The sequence below is a fragment of the Synergistota bacterium genome (genome assembly GCA_021159885.1).
GTDB lineage: Bacteria > Synergistota > GBS-1 > GBS-1 > GBS-1 > AUK310.
Window position 1 is genome coordinate 1 of record JAGHDO010000087.1, and the last position, 23,708, is coordinate 23,708.

A 23,708-nucleotide genomic window follows, 5' to 3' on the forward strand; every position below is an offset into this window, starting at 1 on the left:
AGTTACCTGAGGGGGTTGAGATGGTTATACCTGGTGATAATACGAATTTTGAGGTGGAGTTGATAACGCCTGTTGCATTGGAGAAGGGTTTACGATTTGCGATAAGAGAGGGAGGCAGGACGGTAGGTGCGGGAGTCGTAACCGAGATCATAGAGTAGGCTATAAAGGGTTAAAAGGAGGGGATTATCCCTTGACTCAAAGGGTAAGAATAAAGTTGAAGGCATACGATCATAAGCTTCTCGATAAATCAGCGGCTCAGATAGTGGAGACCGCTGAAAGAACAGATGCGGAAATCAGTGGGCCCATACCGCTACCGACAGAGATACACAAGATATGCGTTTTAAGATCTCCGCATAAGGATAAGCATTCCAGAGAGCAGTTCGAGATAAGGGTTCACAAAAGACTAATAGACATCATTAGTCCGACTCCTAAAACTATAGAAGCTCTGATGAAGCTGAACCTTCCTTCTGGCGTTGATATAGAGATAAAGACTTAAGGAGGTTGATGAAATTGCCTTTGGGATTGATTGGGAGAAAGCTTGGAATGACGCAGATATTTAAGCCTAACGGTGAAGCGGTCCCGGTTACGGTTATAGAAGCTGGGCCATGTGTGGTTGTAAGTAAGAGAACGGAAGAGAGGGAGGGCTATACTGCCCTCCAGCTTGGATTTGGATATATCAAACCCCACAAGGTTAATAAACCGATGAAAGGGGTCTTTAAAAAGGCGGGGGTGGAACCCAAAAGGTATCTAAGGGAGTTCAGGGTAGAAAATGTGGATAAATTCGAGGTTGGTCGGGAGCTGAAGGTAGACATATTTAAAGAGGGAGAAAAGGTCGATATAACTGGTATCACTAAGGGAAAGGGCTTCGCGGGCGGTATGAAAAGACATGGGTTTAGTGGGGGACCTGCGAGTCATGGATCTGCTTTTCATCGCTATGGAAGCTCACTCGGGGCTCACACTGAACCGGGACACGTTTTTAAGGGCAAGAGAATGGCTGGGCACATGGGTAGTGTGCGCGTCACTGTGAGAAACCTTGAGGTTGTTAAAATTTACCCGGAGAAAAACCTATTGCTTGTTAGGGGAGGGATTCCGGGAAGTAGGAACAGCATCGTGTTGATAAAGAAGTCGAAGAAGGGGTGAAGTTCGATGCCGAAGCTTTCTGTTTTGGATCCGAACAGTGGAGAGGTTAAAGGAGAAATAGAGGTAAGTTCCTATCTATTTGAGGCTCCTCTTCATAAGGCAGTCGTTCATCAAGCAGTGGTAGCTCATCTTGCCAATAGAAGGCAAGGGACTGCCTGTACAAAGACACGCGGGGAGGTAAGAGGTGGGGGAAGAAAGCCATGGCGTCAGAAAGGTACCGGGAGAGCACGTCATGGTAGCATTAGATCTCCGCTATGGGTAGGTGGAGGAGTTGTCTTTGGACCTAAGCCAAGAGATTATGATCAAAAGCTTCCTAAGAAGATGAGAAGACTTGCTCTCAGAGCGGCGTTGACCTCGAAGTATAAAGAGGGTAACTTGCTTATCGTTGAGGATATAAAGTTTGAAGCTCCTCCTAAGACAAAGAAAATGCTGGCTTTCCTTGATAAAGTTGGTGTTAAGAAGGAGAAAACTCTTGTTGTTATGGATAGGAGCGACGAGGTTGTATATAAAAGCGCGTGCAATCTTCCAAACGTTCATGTGATCCATGTGGATAGCATAAACACTTACGATATTCTTGTGCATGAAAAACTTCTTATAACGCGAGCTGCCCTCTCACGAATTGAGGAGGTGTACGGTGGTGAAGAGAGAGCTGCATGACGTGATAATAAGACCCATAATTACTGAGAAGGCTTTTAAGGCTATGGAGAAAGATAGGAAGTATACCTTTGAGGTTCCTATAGACGCTAACAAGATCGAGATTAAGAAAGCGGTTGAGGAGATATTTAAGGTTAGAGTCGTTAAGGTAAATACCATAAGGATGAAAGGGAAGCCAAGGAGATTGGGAGTTTACAGAGGCAGGAAACCAGCATGGAAGAAGGCGATAGTCACACTTGCGCCTGGCTATAAAATACCGTTCTTCGAAAATCTGGGAGTATGAGGGGGTTGCTTTAAATGGGTGTTAAAGGGTTTAAGCCGATAACTCCTGGTCGGAGATTTATGACCGTTTCAACCTTTGAGGAGATAACTAAGACGGAACCGGAGAAATCGCTTCTCGTGCCCTTAAAGAAAAAGGCGGGAAGAAACTCTATGGGGCGTGTGACGGTGCGCCATAGAGGCGGTGGACACAAGAGAATGTACCGAATAATAGACTTCAGAAGGGACAAGATAGGCATTCCTGCAAAGGTAGCAGCGATAGAGTATGATCCCAACAGATCTGCGAGAATAGCTTTGCTCCACTACGCTGATGGTGAGAAGAGATATATTCTTGCACCTGTGGGACTGGAAGTCGGGCAAACCGTTATGTCTGGTCCAGATGCGGATATAAAGCCAGGTAACGCTTTACCCTTGAGATATATACCGGATGGAACTCTGGTTCACAATATAGAGCTTAGAAAGGGTAAGGGAGGACAGCTTGTTAGGGCTGCGGGAGCGGCAGCGCAGATAATGGCTAAGGAAGGGGATTATGCTCATATAAGGCTTCCATCTGGGGAGATAAGATTAATTCATCTTGACTGTATGGCTACCATTGGGCAGGTTGGTAACGTAGATCATGAGAACATAGTGATAGGAAAGGCCGGAAGGTATCGTTGGCTTGGATGGAGACCATATGTAAGGGGTATGACGATGAACCCCGTTGACCACCCGATGGGTGGGGGCGAGGGAAGATCCAAGAGCAATAAGCAGCCTTGTTCACCTTGGGGGGTTCCCGCTAAGGGGTATAAGACGAGGAGGAAGAACCATCCAACGGACAAATGGATCATTAAGAGGCGTAAATGAGGAGGTGTCGTTTTCGTGGGAAGATCTCGAAAGAAAGGTCCCTATGTTGATCCGAAACTTCTGAAGAAGATTTTGGAGATGAATCAGAAAGGGGAAAAAAGGGTTATAAAAACCTGGTCCAGAAGATCAACAATAGTTCCTGAGATGATAGGACATACCATTGCCGTTCACAATGGAAGGACCCATATACCTATATATATAACTGAGCAGATGGTTGGACATAAACTGGGTGAGTTCGCGCCCACCAGGAAATTTGGCGGGCACGGTTCTCCCACTGAGAGATCAACGGCTCTTAAGTGAGGTGTTTAAGTATGGAAGCAAGGGCTGTCGCTAGGTATGTGAGAATATCACCCAAAAAGGTTCGGCAGGTCATAAACCTTATAAGGAATAAGCCCGTCAATGAGGCTCTTTTGATTTTGCGTTTTCTGCCTAAGAAGGCAGCGAGAATAGTAGAAAAGGTCCTTAAATCTGCTATAGCTAACGCGGAGAATAACTTTGAGATGGATGTAGATAGGTTATACGTTCACAGAATTTTCGTAGATCAGGGTCCAACTTTGAAGAGAATAAGGCCCCGGGCGATGGGAAGAGCCTTTTTGATAAGGAAGAGAACCAGCCATATAACCGTTGTCGTAAAGGAGAAGGAGGGATAGTCTGTGGGGCAGAAGGTTCATCCTATAGCGTTTAGATTAGGAGTTATCAAGACTTGGGATTCAAGATGGTTTGCTGAAGGCAGAACCTATACAGAACAGCTTCATGAGGATATCAAGCTCAGAAATTATCTTAAGAAAAGATGGTATAATGCTGGAATTTCTAAGATAATAATAGAGCGTATAGCTAATATAGTTAGAATAACTGTTTTGACTGCTCGCCCTGGTTTAGTGATAGGAACTAAAGGAGCTGAAATAGAAGATGCCAGAAGGAAGCTCAGGGAAATGACGGGCGGTAAGCGCATCTTTATAAACGTTCAGGAGGTAAAGAAACCAGAGATAGATGCTCAGCTTGTTGCAGAGCATATAGCATCTCAGATAGAGAAAAGGGTTTCTCACCGAAGGGCTATGAAGCAGGCTATAATGAGGGCGATGCGTGCTGGCGCCAAAGGCATAAAGATAATGTGTAGCGGTAGGCTCGGTGGAGCGGAAATCGCCAGGAAGGAATGGTATTTGGAGGGAAGACTACCCCTTCAAACCATAAGGGCTGATATAGATTACGGCTTTGCTGAGGCTTATACTATTTATGGAAAGATAGGCGTCAAGGTTTGGATATTCCACGGAGAAGTTTTGCCCGAGCCAAAGGAGAAAGAGCTTGTATCTGCGGAGGGTGAAACTGAATCATAAGGGGGTAAGCTAAAATGCTAATGCCAAAGAGGGTAAAATACAGAAAGCAACAGAGAGGACGTATGAAAGGTCGCTCTAAGGGAGGAACAACTCTTGCGTTTGGAGACTATGGTTTGCAAGCTTTAGAGCCGGCTTGGATAACGGCTCAGCAGATAGAGGCTGCCCGTATAGCTATTACTCGTTCCTTGAAGAGAGGCGGAAGAATGTGGATCAGGATCTTCCCGGATAAACCGGTTACAAAGAAACCGGCTGAGACTCGAATGGGTAAAGGTAAGGGAAACGTTGATCACTGGGTTGCCGTCGTTAAACCGGGGAGAATCATTTTTGAAGTCATAGGCGTTTCTAAGGAAGAGGCGGAAGAAATGTTTCGTCAGGCGGATGCAAAGCTTCCCATCCGCACCCGTGTTGTCACGAGGGAAGGATCGGGAGGTGGTGCCTCATGAAGGCGAGTGAGCTCAGAGAACTCACGATGGAGGAGCTCAGGGAAAAGTATAGAGAGCTTAAGGAGGAGCTCTTCAATCTGAGATTTCAGAAAGCGGTTGGGCAGCTTGGAAATCCTATGAGAATTAGAGAAGTGAAAAGAACTATAGCTCGCATAAAAACGGTGATGAGAGAAAAGGAGCTTGGAATTAATCTCGTTGGAGAGGGAAGGGAGTGATACATCGTCATGGCTAAAGAATTCGTTGGAGTCGTTGTAAGCGACAAGATGGATAAAACCGTAATAGTGCAGGTCGAAAGAATGATACCTCATCCACTTTATCGTAAACCGGTTAGAAAAAGATCAAAGTTTGTGGCGCATGACCCTGAAAATAAATGCAGAGTAGGAGATATGGTTAAAATAAAGCCTTGTAGACCTTTGAGCAAAACGAAGAGGTGGAAGGTTGTAAGCATAGTTAAGAAAGCCCAAACTGCAGATCTCCTTCTCGAGGAGGAGGTGGCAGAGTCAACATGATCTATCAAGAGACCGTGCTAAAGGTTGCGGATAACTCCGGTGCGAAGCTTATAAAGTGCATAAGGGTTTTAGGAGGAAGCGAAAGACACTTTGGAAGGATAGGGGATGTCATAGTAGCTTCCGTTAAGGAAGCTATTCCCAATTCAGGTATAGAAAAAGGGGATGTTGTAAAAGCGGTTATAGTCAGGACTAAAAAGGAGATTCGTAGGAAGGATGGATCGTACGTGAGGTTTGATGATAACGCTGCAGTTTTGATAAACGAGTATGGTGAGCCAAGAGGAACAAGGATATTTGGTCCTGTAGCAAGAGAGCTCAGGGACAAGAACTTTATGAAAATAATATCTTTAGCTCCAGAGGTCGTTTGAGGGGGTATTCAGGATGCACGTTAAAAAGGGAGATAGAGTGAGGGTACTTTCTGGTAAAGATAAGGGAAAGGAAGGAAAGGTCCTTAAGGTTTTTCCAAGGGAAGGAAAGGTTTTGGTTGAGGGCGTTAACATCGTTAAGAAGCATGTAAGACCTACACAGAAAACGCCTCAGGGCGGTATTATATCGCAGGAGGCTCCCATATATGTATGTAAAGTTATGGTTGTGTGTCCTGCCTGCGGTAATCCCACAAGGGTAGGTCATGGCTTTTTAGAGGATGGAAGAAAGGTCCGGGTGTGTAAGAAGTGCGGAGAGGTTATAGACAGTGTCTAAGGAGGTAGATTTAGCATGGTTCCACGCATGAAAGAGAAGTATAAAAAGGAAGTCATTCCTAAAATGATGGAGAGATTCGGTTATAAAAACATCATGGAAGTTCCTAAGATAGAGAAGATAGTTATAAACATTGGCGTTGGAGAGGCAAAAGATGACATAAGGTATCTGGAGTCATCTATGGAGGAGCTTGCCATGATATCGGGGCAAAGGCCCGTTGTGGCTAAAGCAAAGAGATCTATAGCGGGTTTTAAGCTTCGTGAAGGAGCCCCGATAGGATGCTTTGTGACTCTGCGGGGAGACAGAGCCTATGATTTTCTTGATAGGTTGATAAACATAGCTCTTCCGAGAATAAAGGATTTCAGGGGGCTTTCTCCTCGCTCCTTTGACGGTAGAGGAAATTACACCTTAGGTATAAGGGAGCAGTTGGTTTTTCCCGAGGTAGATTACGACAAAATAATGAAAGTTCGTGGAATGAGCATAACCATAGTTACCACTGCTGAAACGGACGAGGAAGCTAAAGCCCTACTGGAGTATCTTGGAATGCCTTTCAGACGGAGGTGAAATGCTTTGGCAAGAAAAGCTTTAATGGTAAAGGCACAGAAAGAGCCTAAGTTCAAGGTAAGAAAATACAATAGGTGTCCTTTATGTGGTCGCCCACGTGCTTTTTTAAGGAAGTTTAATATGTGTCGCATCTGTTTCAGGAAACTCGCTCGTGAGGGGAAGATTCCTGGAGTTATAAAGTCGAGCTGGTGAGGAGGGAGTGAGAAGATGTATGTTAATGATCCTATAGGCGATATGCTTACGAGAATAAGGAATGCGAATACTGCGTATCATGAGAGCGTGGATATTCCTTTGTCAAAGATCAAGCTTGAGATAGCTAAAATATTGAAGAGAGAGGGATTCATAAAGGGATTTAAGATAGTAAAAGAAGGCAAGATTCCCATGATAAGGATATTCTTGAAGTATGGCCCTGATAAGGAAAGAGTTATAACTGGATTGAAGAGAGTCAGTAAGCCAGGTTTGCGAATATATGTTGGGAAAAGCAAGCTTCCTAAGGTTATGGGAGGACTTGGAATAGCCATAATTTCTACATCAAGTGGTATTATGACAGATAAGGAAGCGCGAGAAAAGGGAATTGGAGGAGAGGTTTTGTGCTATATATGGTGATGGAGGTGAAAAGCTTTGTCGCGTATAGGAAAGATGCCTATAGAGTTGCCTAAGGGAGTTAATGTGGAGATTCAAGGAAGAAAAGTCAAGGTATCTGGTCCTCTGGGAAGCCTAGAAATGGAAGTTCATCCTGATATAGAGGTTAAGCTTGAAGGAAATACCTTGAGAGTGTTCCGTCCTTCCGATGCTAAGTTCCATAGGGCTATCCATGGGACTATGCGTGCTCTCTTAGCAAATATGGTAGAGGGGGTTCACAAAGGGTTTGTGAAGGAACTTGAGATTGTGGGAGTTGGTTATAGAGCTAAGATGGAGGGTAGAAAACTTGTGCTCTCCTTAGGATACTCTCATCCGGTAGAGTACGAACCTCCGGATGGGATTACCATAGAGGTTCCTGAACCTCAGCGGATAGTGGTTAAGGGTATAGACAGGCATCTCGTTGGACAAGTAGCTGCGATTATACGTTCTTTCAGAGAACCCGATTCTTATAAGGGTAAAGGCGTTCGTTATAAGGGTGAGGAGGTAAAGCTTAAGCCTGGTAAAGCCGCTAAGACAGCTTGAAGAAAGGGGTGATCATGCTTTGATCAAGGTTCGACCACGCCAGGAAATGAGGAAGATTAGGCACGAGAGGATTAGAAAAAAAATAAGAGGAACGGCAGAAAGACCCCGGCTTTCCGTTTTCAAAAGCTTAAACCATATATATACCCAGATAATAGATGATGATGCGGGACATACGTTGGTATCTGCGTCTACTCTTTCGCCCGAGCTTAAGGGAAAGATAAGGCATGGTGGCAATATAGAAGCTGCTAAGCTTGTGGGGAAGCTTATAGCGCGTAAGGCTCTTGAAAAGGGCATCAAGAAAGTTGTTTTTGATAGAGGGGGGCATAAATATCATGGCGCTATTAAAGCCCTCGCCGATGCTGCGAGATCCGAAGGTCTCGAGTTCTAAAGGGGGAGTGTGAACGGGATGATAAAGAAGAGAAAACGCATAGATGTTTCCGGGATAGAGTTCAAGGAAAGGGTCGTAAGCATAAATAGAGTTTGTAAGGTAGTTAAGGGAGGAAAGAGGTATAAGTTTAGCGCGCTGGTCGTTGTGGGAGATGGAGAAAAATATGTAGGCGTTGGAATGGGTAAGGCAAAGGAGGTGCCGGAGGCTATAAGGAAGGGAATAGAAGACGCTAAGAAGAATGTTATAGAGATCAAAAAGGTAGGGAACACCATACCACACGCTGTGATGGGAGAATACGGAGCAGCTAAGGTGTTCATGAGACCCGCTGCTCCTGGAACTGGGGTTATAGCAGGAGGGGCAGTCAGAGCAGTTCTCGAGCTTGGTGGAATAAAAGATATTTTGACCAAGTCCATAGGGGGAACCAACAATCCTATTAACGTGGCCAAGGCTGCTATCGATGCTTTGCTTAAACTCAGAACGGTGGAGGATGTAGAAAGGTTAAGAGGAGGAGTGGCTAAATTATGAGAAAACTTAGGATAAAATGGGTTAAAAGCTTTATAGGCTATTCAAAGGATCAAAGGGACACGATTAAGGCGCTTGGCTTTAAAAGGCTTTATCAGACGGTGGAAAAGCCCGACAATCCCCAGATCAGGGGAATGATAAATAAGGTGAAGCACTTAATAGAGATTGAGGAGGGGATAGAAAGTGCTTAAGCTGCATTTGCTTCGTCCGCCAAAGGGAGCAAAAAGACCTCCTAAAAGGGTTGGGATAGGTATAGGTTCTGGTCACGGGAAAACATCTTGCAGAGGTCATAAGGGGCAGAAGGCGAGGTCTGGCGGAGGAGTTAGGCTTGGTTTTGAGGGAGGGCAAACCCCTTTGGCTTTGAGAATTCCCAAAAGAGGTTTTAGAAACGGTCCGTTCAGGAAGGAGTTTGCGATCGTGAATGTTAAGGATTTGAACGTTTTCGAGGAGGGGACGGTTATAACCCCGGAGCTCTTGCTTCAAAGAAGGATAATTTCGGATATATTAGATGGCGTAAAGATTCTTGGAGAGGGAGAGCTTAAAAAGCCTCTCATGGTTAGAGCACACGCTTTTAGTAAATCTGCGATAAGGAAAATAGAGTCCGCTGGAGGGAAAGCTGAGGTGATATAATTGTTTGAGCCTATAAAAAATCTATTTAGAATACCTGATCTAAAGCGGAGAATACTGTTTACTCTCTTCGTTCTATTTATATATAGGCTTGGTGTTCACATTCCAACACCGGGTATAGATACTGCTGCTCTGATGAAGCTATTTACCAAGGGAGGGATCCTTGGGTTTCTGGATCTATTTGCGGGGGGAGCCCTAAGGAGATTTTCCATATTCGCTCTTGGCGTTGCCCCTTATATAAACTCTGCTATAGTAATGCAGCTTTTAACGGTCGTTATTCCCTACCTTGAAAAGTTGTCTAAGGAGGGAGAAGAGGGCAGGAAAAAGATAACTCAATACACGAGATATGGAACGGTTCTTTTTGCTGCTTTGCAATCGTTTGGTCTAACCTTTTGGCTTGAACACCTTGGAGTGCTTTACGATACGAGTTTGGCATCAAGGCTTATCATTGTTGCTACTATAACTGCTGGAAGCGTTTTCCTTATGTGGTTAGGAGAGCAGATATCAGACCACGGTGTAGGAAATGGCATATCTATACTTATATTCGCCGGTATAGTTGCGAGAATTCCCGCAGGGCTAACCCAGACTCTGTCCCTACTTAGAGTCGGAGAGCTAAGTTTTATAAACGTTTTGCTCTTCGTGGCTATAGCGATTCTCGTTGTGGCAGGTGTTGTCATGGTCCAGGAAGGACAGAGAAGATTGCCTATTCAGTATGCCAAAAGGATAGTAGGACGTCAGATATATGGAGGACAAACTACCTTTCTCCCTTTAAGGGTAAACATGGGAGGAGTTATCCCTATTATATTTGCATCTTCTATTCTTGTTTTCCCGAGTACTATAGCTCAATTTCTCCCAGAAGGAGCAAAAGGAGTGCTGTCTATTTTTAGACCTGGCCATCCTATATATATGGTAGCTTATGCGCTTCTTATAATATTCTTTACCTACTTCTATACAGCGGTTATATTTAACCCTGCTGATGTAGCTAATAATCTTAAAAAATATGGTGGATTTATTCCTGGGATAAGGCCAGGTAAGCCGACAGCAGATTATATAGAGAGAATACTATCGAGGGTAACATTGGGGGGAGCTATATTCTTAGCTGGTATTGCTCTTCTGCCGATAGTTTTGATGAGACTTGTAAATGTCACCACATTTTACTTTGGGGGTACGGCTCTCCTTATAGTGGTCGGCGTTGCTCTTGAAACGGTTCATCAAATAGAGGCATATCTTATAATGAGACATTATGAGGGATTTATAAAGAGAACTGGTAGTAAAGAGCTTTTTAGATTCTAAAGGAGGGAGTAGAAATTGGCTTTTAGAATGGTTTTTCTTGGGCCTCCTGGTGCCGGTAAAGGTACACAGGCTTCTTTATTGAAAAGTAAATATGGAATTGCGCACATTTCCACAGGGGATATACTCAGAGAGGCAGTTAAGAAGGGGACGGAACTTGGTAAAAAGGCTAGAGAGTATATGGATAGGGGATTACTCGTACCGGATGAGATAATAATTGGAATAATAGAGGAAAGGCTTGCTGAACCAGACGCGCAGAAGGGATTTATACTCGATGGCTTTCCAAGAACCATACCTCAGGCAGAGGCTCTTGACCGTCTTTTGGAAAAAAAGCGAATATCGCTAAATGCGGTATTTCTCTTTAACGCTAATAAGGAAACAATTCTTGAACGCCTTACCGGTAGAAGGGTTTGCAAAAAGTGTGGTGCTCTTTATCACATTAGGTATTCACCTCCGAAGATAGAAGGGGTTTGTGATAAATGCGGTGGGGAGCTTTACCAAAGAGACGATGATAAGGAGGAAACAATTCTAAGAAGGCTTGATGTTTACAGAAATCAAACTGAGCCTCTTATAGATCACTATAGAAAGAAAGGTATTCTAATTGAGCTTGATGCAAATAAGGATTCAAAAGAGGTTCTTGCTGAAATAGAGAGGTGGATGAATTCTGGTAATTAGCTCTGTAAAGGAGTTGGCTTTCGTTAAAGAGGCGTGCAGAATTGTGGCGGAGGTTCTAAGGAGAATAGAGGAGTCAATCAAGCCAGGCGTAAGCACTTTATATCTTGACAGAATAGCTGAAAGGTATATAAGGAGCAGGGGAGGAATACCAGCGTTTAAAGGCTATAGGGGATATCCAGCTACCATTTGTGCTTCGGTTAATGAGGAGGTAGTTCATGGAATACCATCCCAAGATAAGATTCTGAGGGAGGGTGACATTATAAGTATAGATGTTGGCGTTAAATATAAAGGATATTATGGGGATGCAGCAAGGACGTTTATGGTCGGAAACGTGAGTGATGAAGCAAGGGAGCTTATTAGAGTAACGCGTGAGTCCTTGAGTGTTGGTATAGGAGTAGCTAAGAAGGGAGCGAGAATCGGGGATATAGGTGAGGCAATACAAAACTACGTTGAATTACATGGTTTTTCTGTTGTTCGGGATTATGCGGGACACGGCGTGGGAAGAGAGCTTCATGAGCCTCCACAGATTCCTAACTTTGGAAAACGAGGAACCGGTCCTGTTCTTGAGGAGGGGATGCTGTTAGCGATAGAGCCAATGGTTAACGCTGGTGGATATGAGGTGGAGGTTCTGTCGGATGGCTGGACCGTAGTTACCAAGGACAGATCCCTTTCAGCTCACTTTGAACATACGATTCTTGTGAGAAAGGAGGACGCCTTAGTATTAACGGAGGTTTAAAGGACCTAATTGGAAAAGTGGTGATTTCCAAAGCGGGAAAGGATAAGGGCAAATGGTACGTTGTAATTGGCTACGATGTGGAGAATGAGAGGGTTTTGGTATGCGATGGGGAAAAGAGAAAAATAGAAAAGCCAAAACGCAAGAATTTAATCCATCTTCAGTTCACGAATTACTATTTATGGGATATCAGAGATAAGCTCCTAAAAGGACAAAGGGTTCTTAATGAGGAGGTAAGAAATGGTATAAGAAGGTTTGTTGGGGAAGAGGAGGTGTGCAAATAATTTATGTCTAAGGGAGATGTAATCGAGGTTGTGGGAAGGGTGGTGGAGCCTCTCCCTAATGCCATGTTTAAGGTCCAGCTTGAAAACGGGCATACGGTTTTGGCTCACGTTTCCGGGAAAATGAGAATGAACTTTATAAGAATCCTGCCAGGTGATAGAGTTCTGGTTCAAATATCTCCATATGATATAAGCCGGGGCAGGATCGTCTATCGCTATAAATGAGGAGGTGTTTACAACTTTGAAGGTAAGAGCGTCTGTGAAACCACGTTGTGAGAAGTGTAAAATCGTGAGACGTAGGGGAAAGGTGAGGGTTATCTGTTCTAATCCTCGTCATAAGCAAAGACAGGGATAAACATATAAGGGGGGAATAACATAATGGCGAGAATAGCGGGTGTAGACCTTCCTCGCAATAAGAGGGTGGAAATAGCGTTAACCTATATCTATGGCATAGGGCTATCCCGCTCTAAGGAGATCCTTCGGAATACGGGAGTTAACCCGGATAAGAGAGTGAAGGATTTAACTGAGGAGGAAATAGCTAAGATAAGGGAATACATAGAGAAAAACTTTAAGGTTGAGGGAGAGCTGAGAAGAGAAGTAGTCATGAATATAAAGAGATTGATAGAGATAGGGTGTTATAGAGGTTTGAGACATAAGCTTGGTCTGCCCGTTAGAGGGCAGAGGACGAGAAGCAACGCGAGAACCAGAAAAGGTCCAAGGCGCACCGTTGGTGCTAAGAGGAAAAAATGAAAAACTATAAAGGAGGGTGAAAAATGGCGCGTAAGAGATCACGTGGGAAGAGAAAGAGAAAAGAAAAAAAGAACGTTCCCAGTGGTGTAGCGCATATAAAGGCTACATTTAATAACACGATAGTTACTATAACGGATAAGGAGGGAAACGTTCTGTGCTGGGCGAGTGGAGGAACGGTTGGATATAAGGGAACCCGAAAGTCTACTCCGTATGCTGCTCAGCTTGCGGCTGAGCAGGTAGCTAAAAAGGCTATGGACCAGTTTGGAATGAGGGAAATAGATGTCTATGTTAAGGGTCCAGGAGCGGGAAGAGAGGCGGCTATAAGGTCTTTGCAAGCAGCCGGGTTGGAGATCAGAACTATAAAGGACGTTACCCCAATTCCCCATGATGGTTGTCGTCCCCCTAAGAGGCGCAGGGTTTGATATCGAAAGGAGGTTGCTGATAGATGGGAAGATATATCGGACCGGTATGTAGATTATGCAGGGCCGAGGGAATGAAGCTGTTTTTGAAGGGGGAAAAGTGCTATACCGATAAGTGTCCTTTTTCAAGGAGGCCCTTCCCTCCAGGAATGCATGGAAGGGATAGGAGAAGAAAGCTCACGGAATATGGTATGAGATTAAGGGAGAAACAAAAGCTTAAGAGGATTTATGGAATGAGAGAAGAACAGTTTAAGAGGTTTTTTGAAATAGCGGCTAAACAAAAGGGTATGACGGGTGATAACTTGCTTAGGCTTCTTGAAAGAAGATTGGATAACGTTGTTTATAGACTCGGTTTCGCTCCGAGTAGACGCGCTGCTCGGCAGGCGGTTAGCCATGGACATATATTAGTTAATGGAAGGAAGGTAACTGTTCCTTCATACTTAGTGGACCAGGGAGATGTAATAGAGATTAAGCCCAAAAGCAGGGAGTCTGAGCTCTTTAAACACATACCCGAGGACTCTAACTCGTCTTCCGTTCCAGCATGGCTTGAGCTTGAAGCTCAGAACTTCAGAGGCAGGGTATTAACCCTACCTGAGGTTGATCAGATAGATACCGCGAGAATGGTGAATATGCAGCTTGTTGTTGAGTTCTACTCCCGTTAGGAGGTTATGGAAAATGAAATTGCTGACTCCTAACATCGAGACTAAGCAGCTTGATTCCAAATATGGTTTATTTTACATAGAGCCGTTGAATAGAGGTTTTGGAGTTACCCTTGGAAACGCATTAAGAAGGGTATTGCTGTCATCTTTGCCAGGAGCTGCGATTACTGCTGTTAGAATAGAGGGGGTTTTACACGAGTTCTCCTCTATACCGGGGGTTCGAGAAGACGTCATAGAGATTCTCCTTAACGTTAAGAATATAAAATTGAAGCTTTTCTCCAACGAGCCCAAGATATTAAGAATCGATGTTCAAGGGGAACGTGAAGTGAAGGCGGGGGATATAGAACCCGATAGCGATGTTGAGATAGTTAATCCAGATCATCATATAGCTACGCTTGATGAAGATGCGAAATTCCGAATGGAGCTTTATGTGGAGAGGGGCATGGGCTATCTTCCGTTGGATCGGGAAAGAAACCCTGATCAACCTCTTGACTTTATGCTTATAGATGCCGTTTTTAGCCCAGTTTCTAAGGTGGCTTATAGGGTGGAGGAAACACGGTATGAGCAGTTTATGCAATGTGAGAAACTAATTATGGAGATATGGACGGATGGGAGGGTATCACCAGATGAAGCTCTATCAAGAGCTGCTAATATTTTGGTAGGATACTTTTCTCAGTTCTCTAAGCTGGTCTCAATCCCTGAAATGGAGAAGGAAGGCAAGGGGTCGGAATCTATGGAAAGTGATTTACTTTCCCTTCCCATAAAGGAGCTTGAGTTATCTGTGAGGTCTGAAAATTGTCTCTTAAGGGCTGGTATAAAAACGGTGGGAGATCTTATTCAAAAGACCCCCGAGGAGCTCTTAAAGATAAGAAACCTTGGTAAAAAATCGTTGAAGGAGATAGAAGCGAGATTGCAGAAGCTTGGTTTGGAACTTCAAAAGGGAGAGAAGAAAGCCATCTCTAAGGAGGGAGAATAGGAATGCGTCATCGTAAAAGAGGTAGAAAGTTAAGTAGATCTATGAGCCATAGGAGGCTCTTGCTAAGAAATCTCGCTATATCATTGATACTGAACAAAAGAATAATAACGACTGAGCCTAAAGCTAAGGAGCTGCGTAAGGTGGTTGAGAGATTGATTACTAAAGCTAAAGAGGGAACCCTTCACGCAAGGAGGCAAGTCATAGCTTTTATTCCCCATAAGGAAGCAGTGAAGGTTCTCTTTAACGAGCTTGCTCCTCGTTATAGCGATAGGAATGGCGGTTATACGAGAATTCTTAAAATAGGGGAGCGTCGTGGGGATTCAGCTTTTATGGCAATGATCGAGCTCGTTTAAGGTTTTAGATGATCAAGCTTTTAAACGTAAAGTTTTCATATGGAGATAAGGTTGTTTTTGATGGAATTAATCTTGAGATACAGGATGGTGAGTGGATCGCATTAGTTGGAGCCAACGGCTCTGGTAAGAGTACGCTGGCAAAGCTCCTTAATGGAATCCTGATACCTACAGATGGAGATGTGATAGTAGATGGTCTTAATACACGAGACGAGAGTTCCCTGTGGGAAATTAGAAAGCGTGTGGGAGTAGTTTTCCAAAACCCAGACACTCAAATAGTCGCTTCTGTAGTTGAGGAAGATATAGCTTTTGGTCCGGAGAATCTTGGGGTTCCTCCTGATGAGATAAGAAAGCGAGTGGATGAGGCGTTAGAGATGCTTCGTCTCACTCGCTTTCGTTCCTCTCCTACCTATGCTCTTTCGGGAGGCCAAAAGCAAAAGCTTGCCATAGCTGGTATATTAGCTATGAAACCACGATATCTTGTGGTGGATGAGCCTACATCTATGCTTGATCCTCCCTCAAGAGAGGAAATTAACTCGATATTGCTTGATCTTCACAATAAGGAAAATCTAACGATAGTCTATTCAACGCATAATCCAGATGAGGTTCTTCTCGCTAATAGGGTTATATTGCTTAAAGATGGCAGGATAATATTTGATGGAAAGCCATTTGATTTCTTTTCTGATCCTGAGCTTCCTTGGAATGCGGGGGTTAAAATACCTGTAATGACTTATATAGCCTATCGTATAAGGAAGAGGGGAATAAAGGTAAATTTTCCGGTATTTAGTGCGGAAAGGTTGGCTGATGAGCTATGGCAATTAAAGTTAAGGAAGTAGGATTTTGCTATGGACTTGGCTCTCCTCTTGAGGTAAGAGCTTTAAGTGGGGTTTCTTTCGAACTGGAACATGGAGAAAATCTTGGCATTCTTGGCCCCACAGGCTCAGGAAAATCCACTTTGGTTCAGCTCCTTAATGCTTTGCTTCTTCCGACAGAGGGTGATGTTCTCGTAGATGGGTTAAATACCAAGGAAAGGAAAAATGGAAAAAGGATAAGAAAGCTTGTGGGAATGGTTTTCCAATACCCAGAAAATCAGTTTTTTGAAGATACTGTGTATGACGAAGTGGCTTTTGGAGCGAGGAACTTGGGATTATCAGTGGATGAAGTAGATAGGCGAGTTCGCGAATCCATTAATCTGCTTGGTTTACCGGAGGATATTTTGAATAAATCCCCTTTTGAGATAAGCGGTGGGGAGAAGAGGAAAGTAGCTATAGCAAGCGCTCTTGTTAGAAAGCCCAAGTATCTTATATTTGATGAACCGCTTGCAGGATTGGACTATCCGGGATCAAAGGCTCTCTTAAGGTTATTTAAGAGCTTGAGGAAACGTTGTTCCTTAATAATAGTTACTCATACCCTCGATGAGCTTATTGGCTTTATAGATAAAGTACTTTTTCTCGAAAATGGCAGAGTTAAGGCTTTTGGTAAAATTATGGACTTATTGGATATCGATGAGCTGAAAAGATATATACCAGTCGTGGATCTCCTAAGTAGACTTAAAAAGAGGGGCTTCGTCTTTAAGGGAAAATCGATAGATTTAAGCGGTTTAGAGGAGGAAATAGTAAAGAATGTCACATTTAGCTAACTTGAGAATAGGTGCTTTTATTCCCGTAGATTCTCCAATCCACCGCCTTGATCCTCGCTTAAAAATAGTGTCTACGCTGGTTTTGCTAACTTTTCTCTTTCTTGTAAGCTCGCCCTATAAGCTTATTCCCTATCTCATTTTCACGATAATGCTTTTCTATCTATCTAAGATATCCTTCTATACCATTCTTAGAGGTATAAAACCTGTCTTCTTTCTTCTCGCCTTTGCATTTATCTTTCAAATCTTTTTTACACCTGGTGAGGTTTTGGTCAGGCTGGGATTCCTTTCTATTACAAAGGAAGGCTTAAATTCAGGAATTCTAATCAGCTTTAGATTGCTCCTCCTCGTGTTTCTAACCAATCTTCTAACTTTTACTACTTCTCCAGTTGAGATAACTGACGGTATAGAAGATCTGCTAAAATTTTTAAGGTTTGCTAAGGTTCCGTCTCATGAAATAGCTATGACCATGAGTATCGCTTTAAGATTTATTCCTACATTGTTCGAGGAAGCGGATAGAATAATGAAAGCCCAGATGGCAAGAGGAGCGGAGTTTGGAGTGGGAGGATTTACTAAAAGGATAAAAAGCTATATTCCGCTCGTTATACCCCTTTTTGTTGGTGTTTTCAGGAAAGCAGAAGAGCTGGCAATTGCTATGGAGACACGGTGCTATAGAGGGGATGTCGGCAGGACGAAAATGAAGAAGCTAAAGCTAAAGCGCTTAGACTATGCAGGGATTTTGATTTTACTTTTGTTTTTGCTCATTAGCTCTCTCTGGGGATGGCGTTAGTTAATACCCTTCTCGTGCTTTCCTATGATGGAACCCCATTTTATGGGTGGCAAAGACAGCCGAAGCTACCTACTGTCCAGGGAGAGCTTGAAAGAGCACTTTCAAAAGTGCTAAATGAAAGTATTAGTCTTAAAGGTGCTGGAAGAACGGATAGAGGAGTTCATGCCTTGCGTCAATATGCGAATTTTCTTTCCTCGAAGGATTTCTCCCCCTCCTCCTTGAAAAAATCACTCAACGCTATTTTATCCCCCGAAATAAGAGTTCTTCAGGTGATCAAAAATATTCCCCAAGAGTTTGACGCGCGAAGAAACGCGGTTTGGAGGGAATACAGGTATATCACCTATAGAGGTGAGTTTCTACCTCCCTTTTTAAATAGATATTGCTATCTATTGAAAAAGGATCTTGACATTGAGGCGGTTAGGAGGGCTGCTTCTCTTTTCGTTGGAACTCATGATTTTTCAGCGTTTTGTGATGGTGAGCCTCCGGATAAAAGCAAAATCAGAGAAATTCTGGAGTTCAGGATAGAAGATAAACCTCCGTTTTTAATTTTTGTGGTGAAAGCAAATGCGTTTTTAAGACATATGGTTCGAATAACAGTATCAACCATGATTGATATTGGAACAGGTAAGAAAAGCGAAGATGACTTAAAAATGGCGTTAAACCTTGGAGATAGGAGTCTTTCCTCTTCCGCTTTGAGTCCCAAAGGGCTATGGCTGTGGGATGTAAAATTTGTATGGAAAGCACAAAGAAAGACAACTGAAAAAGTGCTATAATAGCGATTTAAAAAGGGGGTGAAATATCTTGTTAAGGTTAAAACCTTTTGACTACTATGCTCCCCGCGACTTAAATTCCTTATTTGACCTTCTTGCAGAGAAGGAAGCCAAGGTATTTGCAGGGGGGACCGATCTTTTCATCAAGATAAAGGATGGTGTAATATCTCCAAAGGTTTTAGTGGATCTAAAGAGGATAGATGAGTTAAGTTTACTATCTTATGAAAGTACAAAAGGTCTGACCATAGGGGCGATTAACACGCTTAACGAAATAGCCGAATCCCCTATAGTGAGGGAAAAGTTTCCACTGCTTGCTGAATGCTGTTCCAAGGTCGGTTCATATCAAATAAGAAACAAGGCTACTTTGGTAGGGAACGTTTGCAATGCATCTCCCGCAGCGGATACTGCACCAGCGCTTTTAATCTATGATGCTGTGGTTAATATTAAGAGCAGGTTTGGGGGAAGAAGCGTGCCCATTACCGAGTTTTTCAGAGGACCTGGCTCTACCGCTCTTAAAGATGGAGAGATAGTAACATCAATTTTTATACCATATATAGAGAATTGTAAAGGTAGATATTATAAGCTTTCGCGAATAAGATCGGTAGATCTTGCTACCGTGGGCATAGCGGTCGCTAAGCTTGGTGAAGAGTACAGAATCGCTTTAGGAGCTGTAGCTCCTACACCACTAAGAGTTTTAGATGCAGAAGAGGCCTTAAAGGGGAGAAAGATCACACTCGCTTTGCTTGATGAGGTCGGGAAAATAATAGAAAAGGCGGTTAGCCCTATAACCGATCTTAGAGGGAGTGCCGAATATAGGAGAGAAATGAGTGTCGTTTTGGTGAAGAGGCTTCTTAGGGAGCTTTCTGAGTGAGATGTGGGGGTGGGTAAGTTTTGAAACATAAGATAAGGGTGAAGGTTAACGGTAGGCTTTACGAGAGGGAGGTTTCTTCCCATAAAACGTTATTGGAGTTTTTACGTGACGATCTTGATATCACAAGTCCTAAATATGCTTGTGGTAAGGGGGAATGTGGAGCTTGCACGGTACTCGTGGATGGAAAGCCCATAAACTCATGTTTAATGCTCGCTGTAGAAGTGGATGGCAAGGAGGTCCAAACGGTAGAGTCTCTTATGGAGGGAGAAAAACTTCATCCTCTTCAGCGAGCCTTCATAGATCATGATGCACTGCAATGTGGATTTTGTACACCTGGTATGCTTATGTCCGCTTACGCTTTATTAAAGAGAAATCCTAATCCTACGGTGGAGGAAGTGAAAGAAGCTATTTCGGGTAACCTGTGTAGGTGCACGGGGTATAAGCAAATAATCGAAGCCATACTTGACGCTGCTTCCAAGTTGAGGGGAGGAGGAGAGTAATCATGGAATTTATAGCTATAGGTAAAGGTGTCGAAAGATACGATGCGGTAGACAAAGTTACTGGTCAGGCTAAATTTGCTCATGATCTTGTTTTCCCTGGTATGCTGCATGTTAAGGTCTTAGGTAGCCCCTATGCTCACGCTAAGATTAAGAGCATAGATACGTCTGAAGCATGGAAAGTACCTGGTGTGCATGCTGTTATAACCGGGGAGGATTTTCCGTATAGAATCGGTATATATTTCGCAGATAGGCCTGTGCTTGCCCTTGGAAAAGTAAGGATGGAAGGGGAACCCGTAGTTGCTGTGGCTGCTGAGAGTGAAGAGATAGCTGAGGAGGCCCTTTCCAAAATAAAAGTGGAGTATGAGGAACTCCCACCAGTTCTTGACGTCAAGGAGGCGGTGAAACCCAATGCTCCGCTGGTACATGAGGAACTCCATACCTATAAGAGAGCCCCCGTTTTCTATCCTAAAAAAGGAACTAATATAGCGAATCACTTTAAGCTTAGAAAGGGAAATATAAACGAGGCGTTTAAAAAAGCTGATCTTATAGTCGAGGGGGAATATTTCCTCCCCCAGGTTCATCACATACAGATGGAAACGCATGCTGCTATAGCACTTTATGGATGCGATGGAAGGCTAACTGTGTGGACGAGTGCTCAGTCTCCCTTTACGGTGAGATATCTGCTCTCCCAAACGTTTAGTATTCCTATTCATAAAATAAGAGTGATAATTCCTTATGTAGGAGGAGGCTTTGGAGGAAAAGCTGGCTTGAATCATGAGGTAGTTCCCGTTGCTTTGGCTCTTAAGTGTCCTGGCAGGCCAATAAAGTGGGTGTTAACAAGGGAAGAAGTGATGGAAACTACCGTCGTTAGAACGGGACTTTACGCTAAGCTGAAAACGGCTGTTTCAAAGGAAGGAAAGATCCTGGGTGAGAAGATCGAATACTACTGGGATTGTGGAGCGTATGCCCAGTATGGCGTTAATATAGTGAGAGCTACAGGTTATTCCGCTGTTGGTCCTTATTATGTTCCAAATGTTTGGGTGGATTCCTATGGAGTTTACACTAATCATCCCTCTTCGGGGGCGTTTAGAGGATTTGGACATGTTGAGTTCCACTGGGCAATAGAGAGACACAGGGATATTATAGCGGAGAAGCTTGGCATGGATCCAGTAGAGTTTAGGTTGAAAAATGTCCTTAAGCCCGGTGATGAGACGATAACCGGTGAGAGGGTTACGGAATATCATGGAAGAGTTGATAAGTGTATAGAAGCTGTAGCCAAGGAAATTCAATGGTTTGACGAGCCAAAGGTAGTAGATATGGGTGCTAAAGTAAGAGCTAAGGGAATAGCAGCTCTGCATAAGGCTCCTGCAATGCCAACAAATGCTGCTTCAAGTGCTATAGTGAAATTTAATGAGGACGCTACCGTGACTCTTCTTGTAAGCAACACGGATATAGGACAGGGTACCCCAACGGCTCTCGCGCAGATAGCCGCAGAGGTTCTCAAAATGCCTGTTGAGAAGGTAATGATTAGCAAAGAGAAGGATACTGAGTTTGCCCCCTACGACTGGCAGACTGTTGCCTCAAGGGGGCTTTATTCCAATGGTAGGGCAGTGATAAGAGCCTGTGAAGATGCTATAAGGCAGATTAAAGAAATAGCTTCTCAAGTTCTTGGGCTACCACCTGAGGAACTTGAAGTGGGCTATGGTCGAGTTTATGAGAGGAATAATCCAGGCTATGGTTTACCGCTTGAGAGCGTTGTTATGGGATATACATATCCTGACGGGCATACGATAGGAGGTCCTGTCATAGGAAGAGGATCATTCATACCCGAGGGACTCACTAATCTCGATCCGGAGACAGGGCAGGGATTCCCTGCTGCTGATTGGACTTACGGTTGCTATGGCGTTGAGATAGAAATAGATAAAGAAACGGGAGAGATTAGGGTTCTTAGGGTCGTAGGAGCTTTCGATATAGGGAAAGTTGTTAATCCGCGCTTGGCAGTGGGGCAGGTTTATGGAGGGGCTGTGCAAGGTTTATCTGCCGGCATGGTAGAAGCTTTAGTTCATGATGAAAGTGGACGCTTGCTTAATAAATCCTTTGTGGATTATAAGATCTTTACGGCTTCAGACATACCCGATGATATGAAAGTTATATTTATAGAAACCCCTCAGAAGGATGGTCCATTTGGTGTCAGAGGCGTTGCTGAACATCCGATGATTTCCATAGCATCTGCTGTTGGAAATGCTGTAAAACTGGCGACGGGAGTCGATATCTGCAATATGCCTCTTACGCCCGAGAGGGTGTGGAAGGCAATAAACCGAAAGAAAGAAGGGAGGTAAAGATCGCATGGCGAAAGAGGAGAGGAATAGCAACGTAGGGCAGAGGGATCTTAAACGTGAGATGCTTTATTATGTTGATGAGGTTCCTCCTTTTGGAGAGGCAATCCTTTTAGGTATTCAGCATGTTCTCACTCTCTTTGGAGCCACGGTTGCAGTTCCTTTGATACTTGGTGGTGCTATGAAATTTACAGGGCCGCAAATGGCTATCCTCGTTGGGGCAGTTATGGTAACAGCGGGGGTAGCTACGCTCTTGCAGATAAGCATAGGAACGAGATTGCCGATCGTTCAAAGTATGTCTTTTTCTTTCATAGGTCCTATTCTTTCCATAGTTAAGCAGACTGGTGGCGGCTTAACCGGCATGCAATATGTTGCCGGGGCCATAATGAGTGGAAGCCTTGTTGAGATGGCAATCGGCTGGGGTGGGCTTATAGGCAAACTGAGGAGATGGGTCACCCCTGTAGTTATAGGTCCCGTCATAATAATGATAGGGCTTTCGTTATTTGGAGTGGGAGCTCCTAAGGCTGGAACCCACTGGCCCACGGCTCTAATAGTTATAGTTTGCATATTCCTCTTTTCTCAATTCCTAAGGACCAAGCACAGGGTATTTGAGTTATTCCCTGTACTTTTGGCCATACTTGTGGGATATCTCTTCGCCGCTATAGGAAGTATAACCGGAATATTCCCGCCAGGGCATCCTGCCCATATAAACTTTTCACTCATAGCTCATGCTCCCTGGATTAGACCTTTCGGTAAGCTGATCTTTCCCTGGGGAGCACCGAAATTTAGTCTTGCTTTCTTCCTTACGATACTTGCTGGTTACCTTGCTTCTATGATTGAGTCATTTGGAGATTACTTCTCATGTGCTTATATGGCGAGAGCTCCGGAGCCAACTGCCAAGGTTATAAATAAGGGAATTGGAACTGAAGGACTTGGTTGCTTTCTCGCTGGAATATGGGGAGGTTTTGCTACCACAAGCTATTCTGAGAATATAGGTCTTATAGGCTTAACGAGAGTTGCTTCAAGATATGTTATAGGTATTGGGGCGATCGTTCTGATATTGCTGGGCGTTTTCAACAAGTTTGGCGCATGTGTCGCGAGTATTCCCGAGCCAGTCGTTGGAGCGATGTACTGTACTGTTTTTGGAATGATATCAGCCATAGGAGTTCAGCAGCTCACCAAAGTTGATATGCAGTCCGGCAGGAATCTGCTTATAGTTGGATTCACCCTTTTTATGGCTCTTAGCGTTCCCGCTTATATAAAAGGGGTTCCTGGACTTTATCCTCCAAAGCCTATAGTAATAAGCTGGGCTCCCTGGTTAGCAAATGCTTTGAATGCTATACTTTCTACTGAAATGGCAGTCGCAGCTATAATAGGGTTGATACTTGATAACCTCATTCCCGGGACGGATGAGGAAAGAGGGTTAACTGGCTGGAAGAAATAAGCGCGAATTTTTAAGGGAGGGCAGGGGTTTTTCCCTCTGTCCTCTCTTAAATTTTTTAAGGGAGTTGG

General features: G+C 43.8%; 41 protein-coding genes. All 41 read left to right on the forward strand.

What is annotated here, in order from left to right; all coding sequences use genetic code 11:
• Nucleotides 1-158, forward strand: a 158-nt coding sequence (tuf, locus tag J7M13_08470; GenBank protein MCD6364008.1) for an elongation factor Tu, incomplete at its 5' end; no start/stop codon positions are given.
• Nucleotides 159-190: 32 nt separating this feature from the next.
• Complete coding sequence (gene rpsJ / locus J7M13_08475; protein MCD6364009.1) at nucleotides 191-496, forward strand: 30S ribosomal protein S10; 306 nt, start codon at nucleotides 191-193, stop codon at nucleotides 494-496.
• Between the two features lie 14 nt (nucleotides 497-510).
• Complete coding sequence (rplC, locus tag J7M13_08480) at nucleotides 511-1,140, forward strand: 50S ribosomal protein L3 (GenBank protein ID MCD6364010.1); 630 nt, start codon at nucleotides 511-513, stop codon at nucleotides 1,138-1,140.
• A 6-nt stretch (nucleotides 1,141-1,146) separates the two neighbouring features.
• On the forward strand, nucleotides 1,147-1,797 hold the full coding sequence (gene rplD, locus J7M13_08485; GenBank protein MCD6364011.1) for a 50S ribosomal protein L4: 651 nt from the start codon (nucleotides 1,147-1,149) through the stop codon (nucleotides 1,795-1,797).
• Complete coding sequence (gene rplW / locus J7M13_08490) at nucleotides 1,778-2,077, forward strand: 50S ribosomal protein L23 (protein MCD6364012.1); 300 nt, start codon at nucleotides 1,778-1,780, stop codon at nucleotides 2,075-2,077. The genes rplD and rplW overlap by 20 nt, the downstream gene beginning before the upstream one ends.
• Nucleotides 2,078-2,091: 14 nt before the next feature.
• The gene (gene rplB / locus J7M13_08495; protein MCD6364013.1) at nucleotides 2,092-2,916 is read left to right on the forward strand and encodes a 50S ribosomal protein L2; all 825 of its coding nucleotides are present in this window, start codon (nucleotides 2,092-2,094) and stop codon (nucleotides 2,914-2,916) included.
• A 15-nt stretch (nucleotides 2,917-2,931) separates the two neighbouring features.
• Complete coding sequence (gene rpsS, locus J7M13_08500) at nucleotides 2,932-3,216, forward strand: 30S ribosomal protein S19 (protein MCD6364014.1); 285 nt, start codon at nucleotides 2,932-2,934, stop codon at nucleotides 3,214-3,216.
• 11 nt (nucleotides 3,217-3,227) lie between these two features.
• The gene (rplV, locus tag J7M13_08505) at nucleotides 3,228-3,566 is read left to right on the forward strand and encodes a 50S ribosomal protein L22 (protein ID MCD6364015.1); all 339 of its coding nucleotides are present in this window, start codon (nucleotides 3,228-3,230) and stop codon (nucleotides 3,564-3,566) included.
• 3 nt (nucleotides 3,567-3,569) lie between these two features.
• On the forward strand, nucleotides 3,570-4,250 hold the full coding sequence (gene rpsC, locus J7M13_08510; GenBank protein ID MCD6364016.1) for a 30S ribosomal protein S3: 681 nt from the start codon (nucleotides 3,570-3,572) through the stop codon (nucleotides 4,248-4,250).
• Between the two features lie 14 nt (nucleotides 4,251-4,264).
• Nucleotides 4,265-4,693 carry a 50S ribosomal protein L16 gene (gene rplP / locus J7M13_08515; protein ID MCD6364017.1) on the forward strand — a complete coding sequence of 143 codons (429 nt, stop codon included), beginning with the start codon at nucleotides 4,265-4,267 and terminating at the stop codon, nucleotides 4,691-4,693.
• Entirely contained in the window at nucleotides 4,690-4,908 is a 219-nt protein-coding gene (rpmC, locus tag J7M13_08520; protein MCD6364018.1) for a 50S ribosomal protein L29, read from the forward strand. The genes rplP and rpmC overlap by 4 nt, the downstream gene beginning before the upstream one ends.
• 9 nt (nucleotides 4,909-4,917) lie before the next feature.
• Nucleotides 4,918-5,202 (forward strand): 30S ribosomal protein S17, encoded by a 285-nt coding sequence (gene rpsQ, locus J7M13_08525; protein ID MCD6364019.1) that lies wholly within the window; start codon nucleotides 4,918-4,920, stop codon nucleotides 5,200-5,202.
• Nucleotides 5,199-5,567 carry a 50S ribosomal protein L14 gene (gene rplN, locus J7M13_08530; GenBank protein ID MCD6364020.1) on the forward strand — a complete coding sequence of 123 codons (369 nt, stop codon included), beginning with the start codon at nucleotides 5,199-5,201 and terminating at the stop codon, nucleotides 5,565-5,567. Before rpsQ ends, rplN begins: the two co-directional genes overlap by 4 nt.
• 13 nt (nucleotides 5,568-5,580) lie before the next feature.
• Entirely contained in the window at nucleotides 5,581-5,898 is a 318-nt protein-coding gene (rplX, locus tag J7M13_08535) for a 50S ribosomal protein L24 (protein MCD6364021.1), read from the forward strand.
• 15 nt (nucleotides 5,899-5,913) lie between these two features.
• Nucleotides 5,914-6,459 carry a 50S ribosomal protein L5 gene (rplE, locus tag J7M13_08540; GenBank protein ID MCD6364022.1) on the forward strand — a complete coding sequence of 182 codons (546 nt, stop codon included), beginning with the start codon at nucleotides 5,914-5,916 and terminating at the stop codon, nucleotides 6,457-6,459.
• 6 nt (nucleotides 6,460-6,465) lie between these two features.
• Nucleotides 6,466-6,651: a type Z 30S ribosomal protein S14 gene (locus tag J7M13_08545; protein ID MCD6364023.1), complete on the forward strand. Its 186-nt coding sequence runs from the start codon at nucleotides 6,466-6,468 to the stop codon at nucleotides 6,649-6,651.
• 15 nt (nucleotides 6,652-6,666) lie between these two features.
• Complete coding sequence (gene rpsH / locus J7M13_08550; GenBank protein ID MCD6364024.1) at nucleotides 6,667-7,065, forward strand: 30S ribosomal protein S8; 399 nt, start codon at nucleotides 6,667-6,669, stop codon at nucleotides 7,063-7,065.
• Between the two features lie 15 nt (nucleotides 7,066-7,080).
• Nucleotides 7,081-7,623, forward strand: a complete 543-nt coding sequence (gene rplF, locus J7M13_08555) for a 50S ribosomal protein L6 (GenBank protein MCD6364025.1) — start codon at nucleotides 7,081-7,083, stop codon at nucleotides 7,621-7,623.
• 19 nt (nucleotides 7,624-7,642) lie between these two features.
• Complete coding sequence (locus J7M13_08560; GenBank protein ID MCD6364026.1) at nucleotides 7,643-8,011, forward strand: 50S ribosomal protein L18; 369 nt, start codon at nucleotides 7,643-7,645, stop codon at nucleotides 8,009-8,011.
• A gap of 18 nt (nucleotides 8,012-8,029) precedes the next feature.
• Nucleotides 8,030-8,536, forward strand: a complete 507-nt coding sequence (gene rpsE, locus J7M13_08565) for a 30S ribosomal protein S5 (protein MCD6364027.1) — start codon at nucleotides 8,030-8,032, stop codon at nucleotides 8,534-8,536.
• The gene (rpmD, locus tag J7M13_08570; protein MCD6364028.1) at nucleotides 8,533-8,724 is read left to right on the forward strand and encodes a 50S ribosomal protein L30; all 192 of its coding nucleotides are present in this window, start codon (nucleotides 8,533-8,535) and stop codon (nucleotides 8,722-8,724) included. Before rpsE ends, rpmD begins: the two co-directional genes overlap by 4 nt.
• The gene (gene rplO / locus J7M13_08575; GenBank protein MCD6364029.1) at nucleotides 8,717-9,163 is read left to right on the forward strand and encodes a 50S ribosomal protein L15; all 447 of its coding nucleotides are present in this window, start codon (nucleotides 8,717-8,719) and stop codon (nucleotides 9,161-9,163) included. Before rpmD ends, rplO begins: the two co-directional genes overlap by 8 nt.
• Nucleotides 9,164-10,453: a preprotein translocase subunit SecY gene (gene secY / locus J7M13_08580; GenBank protein MCD6364030.1), complete on the forward strand. Its 1,290-nt coding sequence runs from the start codon at nucleotides 9,164-9,166 to the stop codon at nucleotides 10,451-10,453.
• A gap of 27 nt (nucleotides 10,454-10,480) precedes the next feature.
• The gene (locus J7M13_08585; protein MCD6364031.1) at nucleotides 10,481-11,125 is read left to right on the forward strand and encodes an adenylate kinase; all 645 of its coding nucleotides are present in this window, start codon (nucleotides 10,481-10,483) and stop codon (nucleotides 11,123-11,125) included.
• A complete protein-coding gene (gene map / locus J7M13_08590; GenBank protein ID MCD6364032.1) occupies nucleotides 11,112-11,861 on the forward strand; it encodes a type I methionyl aminopeptidase in 750 nt (249 codons plus the stop codon). The genes J7M13_08585 and map overlap by 14 nt, the downstream gene beginning before the upstream one ends.
• A complete protein-coding gene (locus J7M13_08595) occupies nucleotides 11,846-12,142 on the forward strand; it encodes a KOW domain-containing RNA-binding protein (GenBank protein MCD6364033.1) in 297 nt (98 codons plus the stop codon). The genes map and J7M13_08595 overlap by 16 nt, the downstream gene beginning before the upstream one ends.
• Nucleotides 12,143-12,145: 3 nt before the next feature.
• A complete protein-coding gene (gene infA / locus J7M13_08600; GenBank protein MCD6364034.1) occupies nucleotides 12,146-12,364 on the forward strand; it encodes a translation initiation factor IF-1 in 219 nt (72 codons plus the stop codon).
• 16 nt (nucleotides 12,365-12,380) lie between these two features.
• Nucleotides 12,381-12,494: a 50S ribosomal protein L36 gene (gene rpmJ, locus J7M13_08605; GenBank protein ID MCD6364035.1), complete on the forward strand. Its 114-nt coding sequence runs from the start codon at nucleotides 12,381-12,383 to the stop codon at nucleotides 12,492-12,494.
• Between the two features lie 23 nt (nucleotides 12,495-12,517).
• Entirely contained in the window at nucleotides 12,518-12,889 is a 372-nt protein-coding gene (gene rpsM, locus J7M13_08610; protein ID MCD6364036.1) for a 30S ribosomal protein S13, read from the forward strand.
• Nucleotides 12,890-12,912: 23 nt separating this feature from the next.
• Nucleotides 12,913-13,311 (forward strand): 30S ribosomal protein S11, encoded by a 399-nt coding sequence (gene rpsK, locus J7M13_08615; GenBank protein ID MCD6364037.1) that lies wholly within the window; start codon nucleotides 12,913-12,915, stop codon nucleotides 13,309-13,311.
• A gap of 23 nt (nucleotides 13,312-13,334) precedes the next feature.
• Complete coding sequence (rpsD, locus tag J7M13_08620; GenBank protein ID MCD6364038.1) at nucleotides 13,335-13,970, forward strand: 30S ribosomal protein S4; 636 nt, start codon at nucleotides 13,335-13,337, stop codon at nucleotides 13,968-13,970.
• Nucleotides 13,971-13,983: 13 nt separating this feature from the next.
• A complete protein-coding gene (locus tag J7M13_08625; GenBank protein ID MCD6364039.1) occupies nucleotides 13,984-14,943 on the forward strand; it encodes a DNA-directed RNA polymerase subunit alpha in 960 nt (319 codons plus the stop codon).
• A gap of 2 nt (nucleotides 14,944-14,945) precedes the next feature.
• Complete coding sequence (rplQ, locus tag J7M13_08630) at nucleotides 14,946-15,296, forward strand: 50S ribosomal protein L17 (protein ID MCD6364040.1); 351 nt, start codon at nucleotides 14,946-14,948, stop codon at nucleotides 15,294-15,296.
• A gap of 8 nt (nucleotides 15,297-15,304) precedes the next feature.
• A complete protein-coding gene (locus J7M13_08635; GenBank protein MCD6364041.1) occupies nucleotides 15,305-16,129 on the forward strand; it encodes an energy-coupling factor transporter ATPase in 825 nt (274 codons plus the stop codon).
• The gene (locus J7M13_08640) at nucleotides 16,105-16,932 is read left to right on the forward strand and encodes an ATP-binding cassette domain-containing protein (GenBank protein ID MCD6364042.1); all 828 of its coding nucleotides are present in this window, start codon (nucleotides 16,105-16,107) and stop codon (nucleotides 16,930-16,932) included. The genes J7M13_08635 and J7M13_08640 overlap by 25 nt, the downstream gene beginning before the upstream one ends.
• Nucleotides 16,916-17,719 carry an energy-coupling factor transporter transmembrane protein EcfT gene (locus J7M13_08645; GenBank protein MCD6364043.1) on the forward strand — a complete coding sequence of 268 codons (804 nt, stop codon included), beginning with the start codon at nucleotides 16,916-16,918 and terminating at the stop codon, nucleotides 17,717-17,719. Before J7M13_08640 ends, J7M13_08645 begins: the two co-directional genes overlap by 17 nt.
• Nucleotides 17,710-18,492: a tRNA pseudouridine(38-40) synthase TruA gene (gene truA / locus J7M13_08650; protein MCD6364044.1), complete on the forward strand. Its 783-nt coding sequence runs from the start codon at nucleotides 17,710-17,712 to the stop codon at nucleotides 18,490-18,492. Before J7M13_08645 ends, truA begins: the two co-directional genes overlap by 10 nt.
• A 28-nt stretch (nucleotides 18,493-18,520) precedes the next feature.
• Nucleotides 18,521-19,360 (forward strand): xanthine dehydrogenase family protein subunit M, encoded by an 840-nt coding sequence (locus J7M13_08655; protein MCD6364045.1) that lies wholly within the window; start codon nucleotides 18,521-18,523, stop codon nucleotides 19,358-19,360.
• Between the two features lie 20 nt (nucleotides 19,361-19,380).
• A complete protein-coding gene (locus tag J7M13_08660) occupies nucleotides 19,381-19,860 on the forward strand; it encodes a (2Fe-2S)-binding protein (GenBank protein ID MCD6364046.1) in 480 nt (159 codons plus the stop codon).
• 2 nt (nucleotides 19,861-19,862) lie between these two features.
• Nucleotides 19,863-22,199 (forward strand): xanthine dehydrogenase family protein molybdopterin-binding subunit, encoded by a 2,337-nt coding sequence (locus J7M13_08665; GenBank protein MCD6364047.1) that lies wholly within the window; start codon nucleotides 19,863-19,865, stop codon nucleotides 22,197-22,199.
• Nucleotides 22,200-22,206: 7 nt separating this feature from the next.
• The gene (locus J7M13_08670) at nucleotides 22,207-23,640 is read left to right on the forward strand and encodes a purine/pyrimidine permease (protein MCD6364048.1); all 1,434 of its coding nucleotides are present in this window, start codon (nucleotides 22,207-22,209) and stop codon (nucleotides 23,638-23,640) included.
• Nucleotides 23,641-23,708: the final 68 nt, after the last annotated feature.

Excerpts from the sequence above, each read along its gene's own strand:
- J7M13_08625 (MCD6364039.1), top strand. The coding sequence starts at position 13,984 with ATGAAATTGCTGACTCCTAACATCGAGACTAAGCAGCTTGATTCCAAA.
- rplE (MCD6364022.1), top strand. The coding sequence starts at position 5,914 with ATGGTTCCACGCATGAAAGAGAAGTATAAAAAGGAAGTCATTCCTAAA.
- J7M13_08645 (MCD6364043.1), top strand. The coding sequence starts at position 16,916 with ATGTCACATTTAGCTAACTTGAGAATAGGTGCTTTTATTCCCGTAGAT.
- rpmD (MCD6364028.1), top strand. The coding sequence starts at position 8,533 with ATGAGAAAACTTAGGATAAAATGGGTTAAAAGCTTTATAGGCTATTCA.
- rplX (MCD6364021.1), top strand. The coding sequence starts at position 5,581 with ATGCACGTTAAAAAGGGAGATAGAGTGAGGGTACTTTCTGGTAAAGAT.
- rplD (MCD6364011.1), top strand. The coding sequence starts at position 1,147 with ATGCCGAAGCTTTCTGTTTTGGATCCGAACAGTGGAGAGGTTAAAGGA.
- J7M13_08665 (MCD6364047.1), top strand. The coding sequence starts at position 19,863 with ATGGAATTTATAGCTATAGGTAAAGGTGTCGAAAGATACGATGCGGTA.
- rplP (MCD6364017.1), top strand. The coding sequence starts at position 4,265 with ATGCTAATGCCAAAGAGGGTAAAATACAGAAAGCAACAGAGAGGACGT.
- rpsK (MCD6364037.1), top strand. The coding sequence starts at position 12,913 with ATGGCGCGTAAGAGATCACGTGGGAAGAGAAAGAGAAAAGAAAAAAAG.
- rplV (MCD6364015.1), top strand. The coding sequence starts at position 3,228 with ATGGAAGCAAGGGCTGTCGCTAGGTATGTGAGAATATCACCCAAAAAG.
- J7M13_08640 (MCD6364042.1), top strand. The coding sequence starts at position 16,105 with ATGGCAATTAAAGTTAAGGAAGTAGGATTTTGCTATGGACTTGGCTCT.
- rpmC (MCD6364018.1), top strand. The coding sequence starts at position 4,690 with ATGAAGGCGAGTGAGCTCAGAGAACTCACGATGGAGGAGCTCAGGGAA.
- infA (MCD6364034.1), top strand. The coding sequence starts at position 12,146 with ATGTCTAAGGGAGATGTAATCGAGGTTGTGGGAAGGGTGGTGGAGCCT.
- rpsH (MCD6364024.1), top strand. The coding sequence starts at position 6,667 with ATGTATGTTAATGATCCTATAGGCGATATGCTTACGAGAATAAGGAAT.
- J7M13_08635 (MCD6364041.1), top strand. The coding sequence starts at position 15,305 with ATGATCAAGCTTTTAAACGTAAAGTTTTCATATGGAGATAAGGTTGTT.
- J7M13_08670 (MCD6364048.1), top strand. The coding sequence starts at position 22,207 with ATGGCGAAAGAGGAGAGGAATAGCAACGTAGGGCAGAGGGATCTTAAA.
- rplQ (MCD6364040.1), top strand. The coding sequence starts at position 14,946 with ATGCGTCATCGTAAAAGAGGTAGAAAGTTAAGTAGATCTATGAGCCAT.
- rpsD (MCD6364038.1), top strand. The coding sequence starts at position 13,335 with ATGGGAAGATATATCGGACCGGTATGTAGATTATGCAGGGCCGAGGGA.
- rpsE (MCD6364027.1), top strand. The coding sequence starts at position 8,030 with ATGATAAAGAAGAGAAAACGCATAGATGTTTCCGGGATAGAGTTCAAG.
- J7M13_08585 (MCD6364031.1), top strand. The coding sequence starts at position 10,481 with ATGGTTTTTCTTGGGCCTCCTGGTGCCGGTAAAGGTACACAGGCTTCT.
- rplB (MCD6364013.1), top strand. The coding sequence starts at position 2,092 with ATGGGTGTTAAAGGGTTTAAGCCGATAACTCCTGGTCGGAGATTTATG.
- rpsQ (MCD6364019.1), top strand. The coding sequence starts at position 4,918 with ATGGCTAAAGAATTCGTTGGAGTCGTTGTAAGCGACAAGATGGATAAA.
- rpsM (MCD6364036.1), top strand. The coding sequence starts at position 12,518 with ATGGCGAGAATAGCGGGTGTAGACCTTCCTCGCAATAAGAGGGTGGAA.
- truA (MCD6364044.1), top strand. The coding sequence starts at position 17,710 with ATGGCGTTAGTTAATACCCTTCTCGTGCTTTCCTATGATGGAACCCCA.
- rplN (MCD6364020.1), top strand. The coding sequence starts at position 5,199 with ATGATCTATCAAGAGACCGTGCTAAAGGTTGCGGATAACTCCGGTGCG.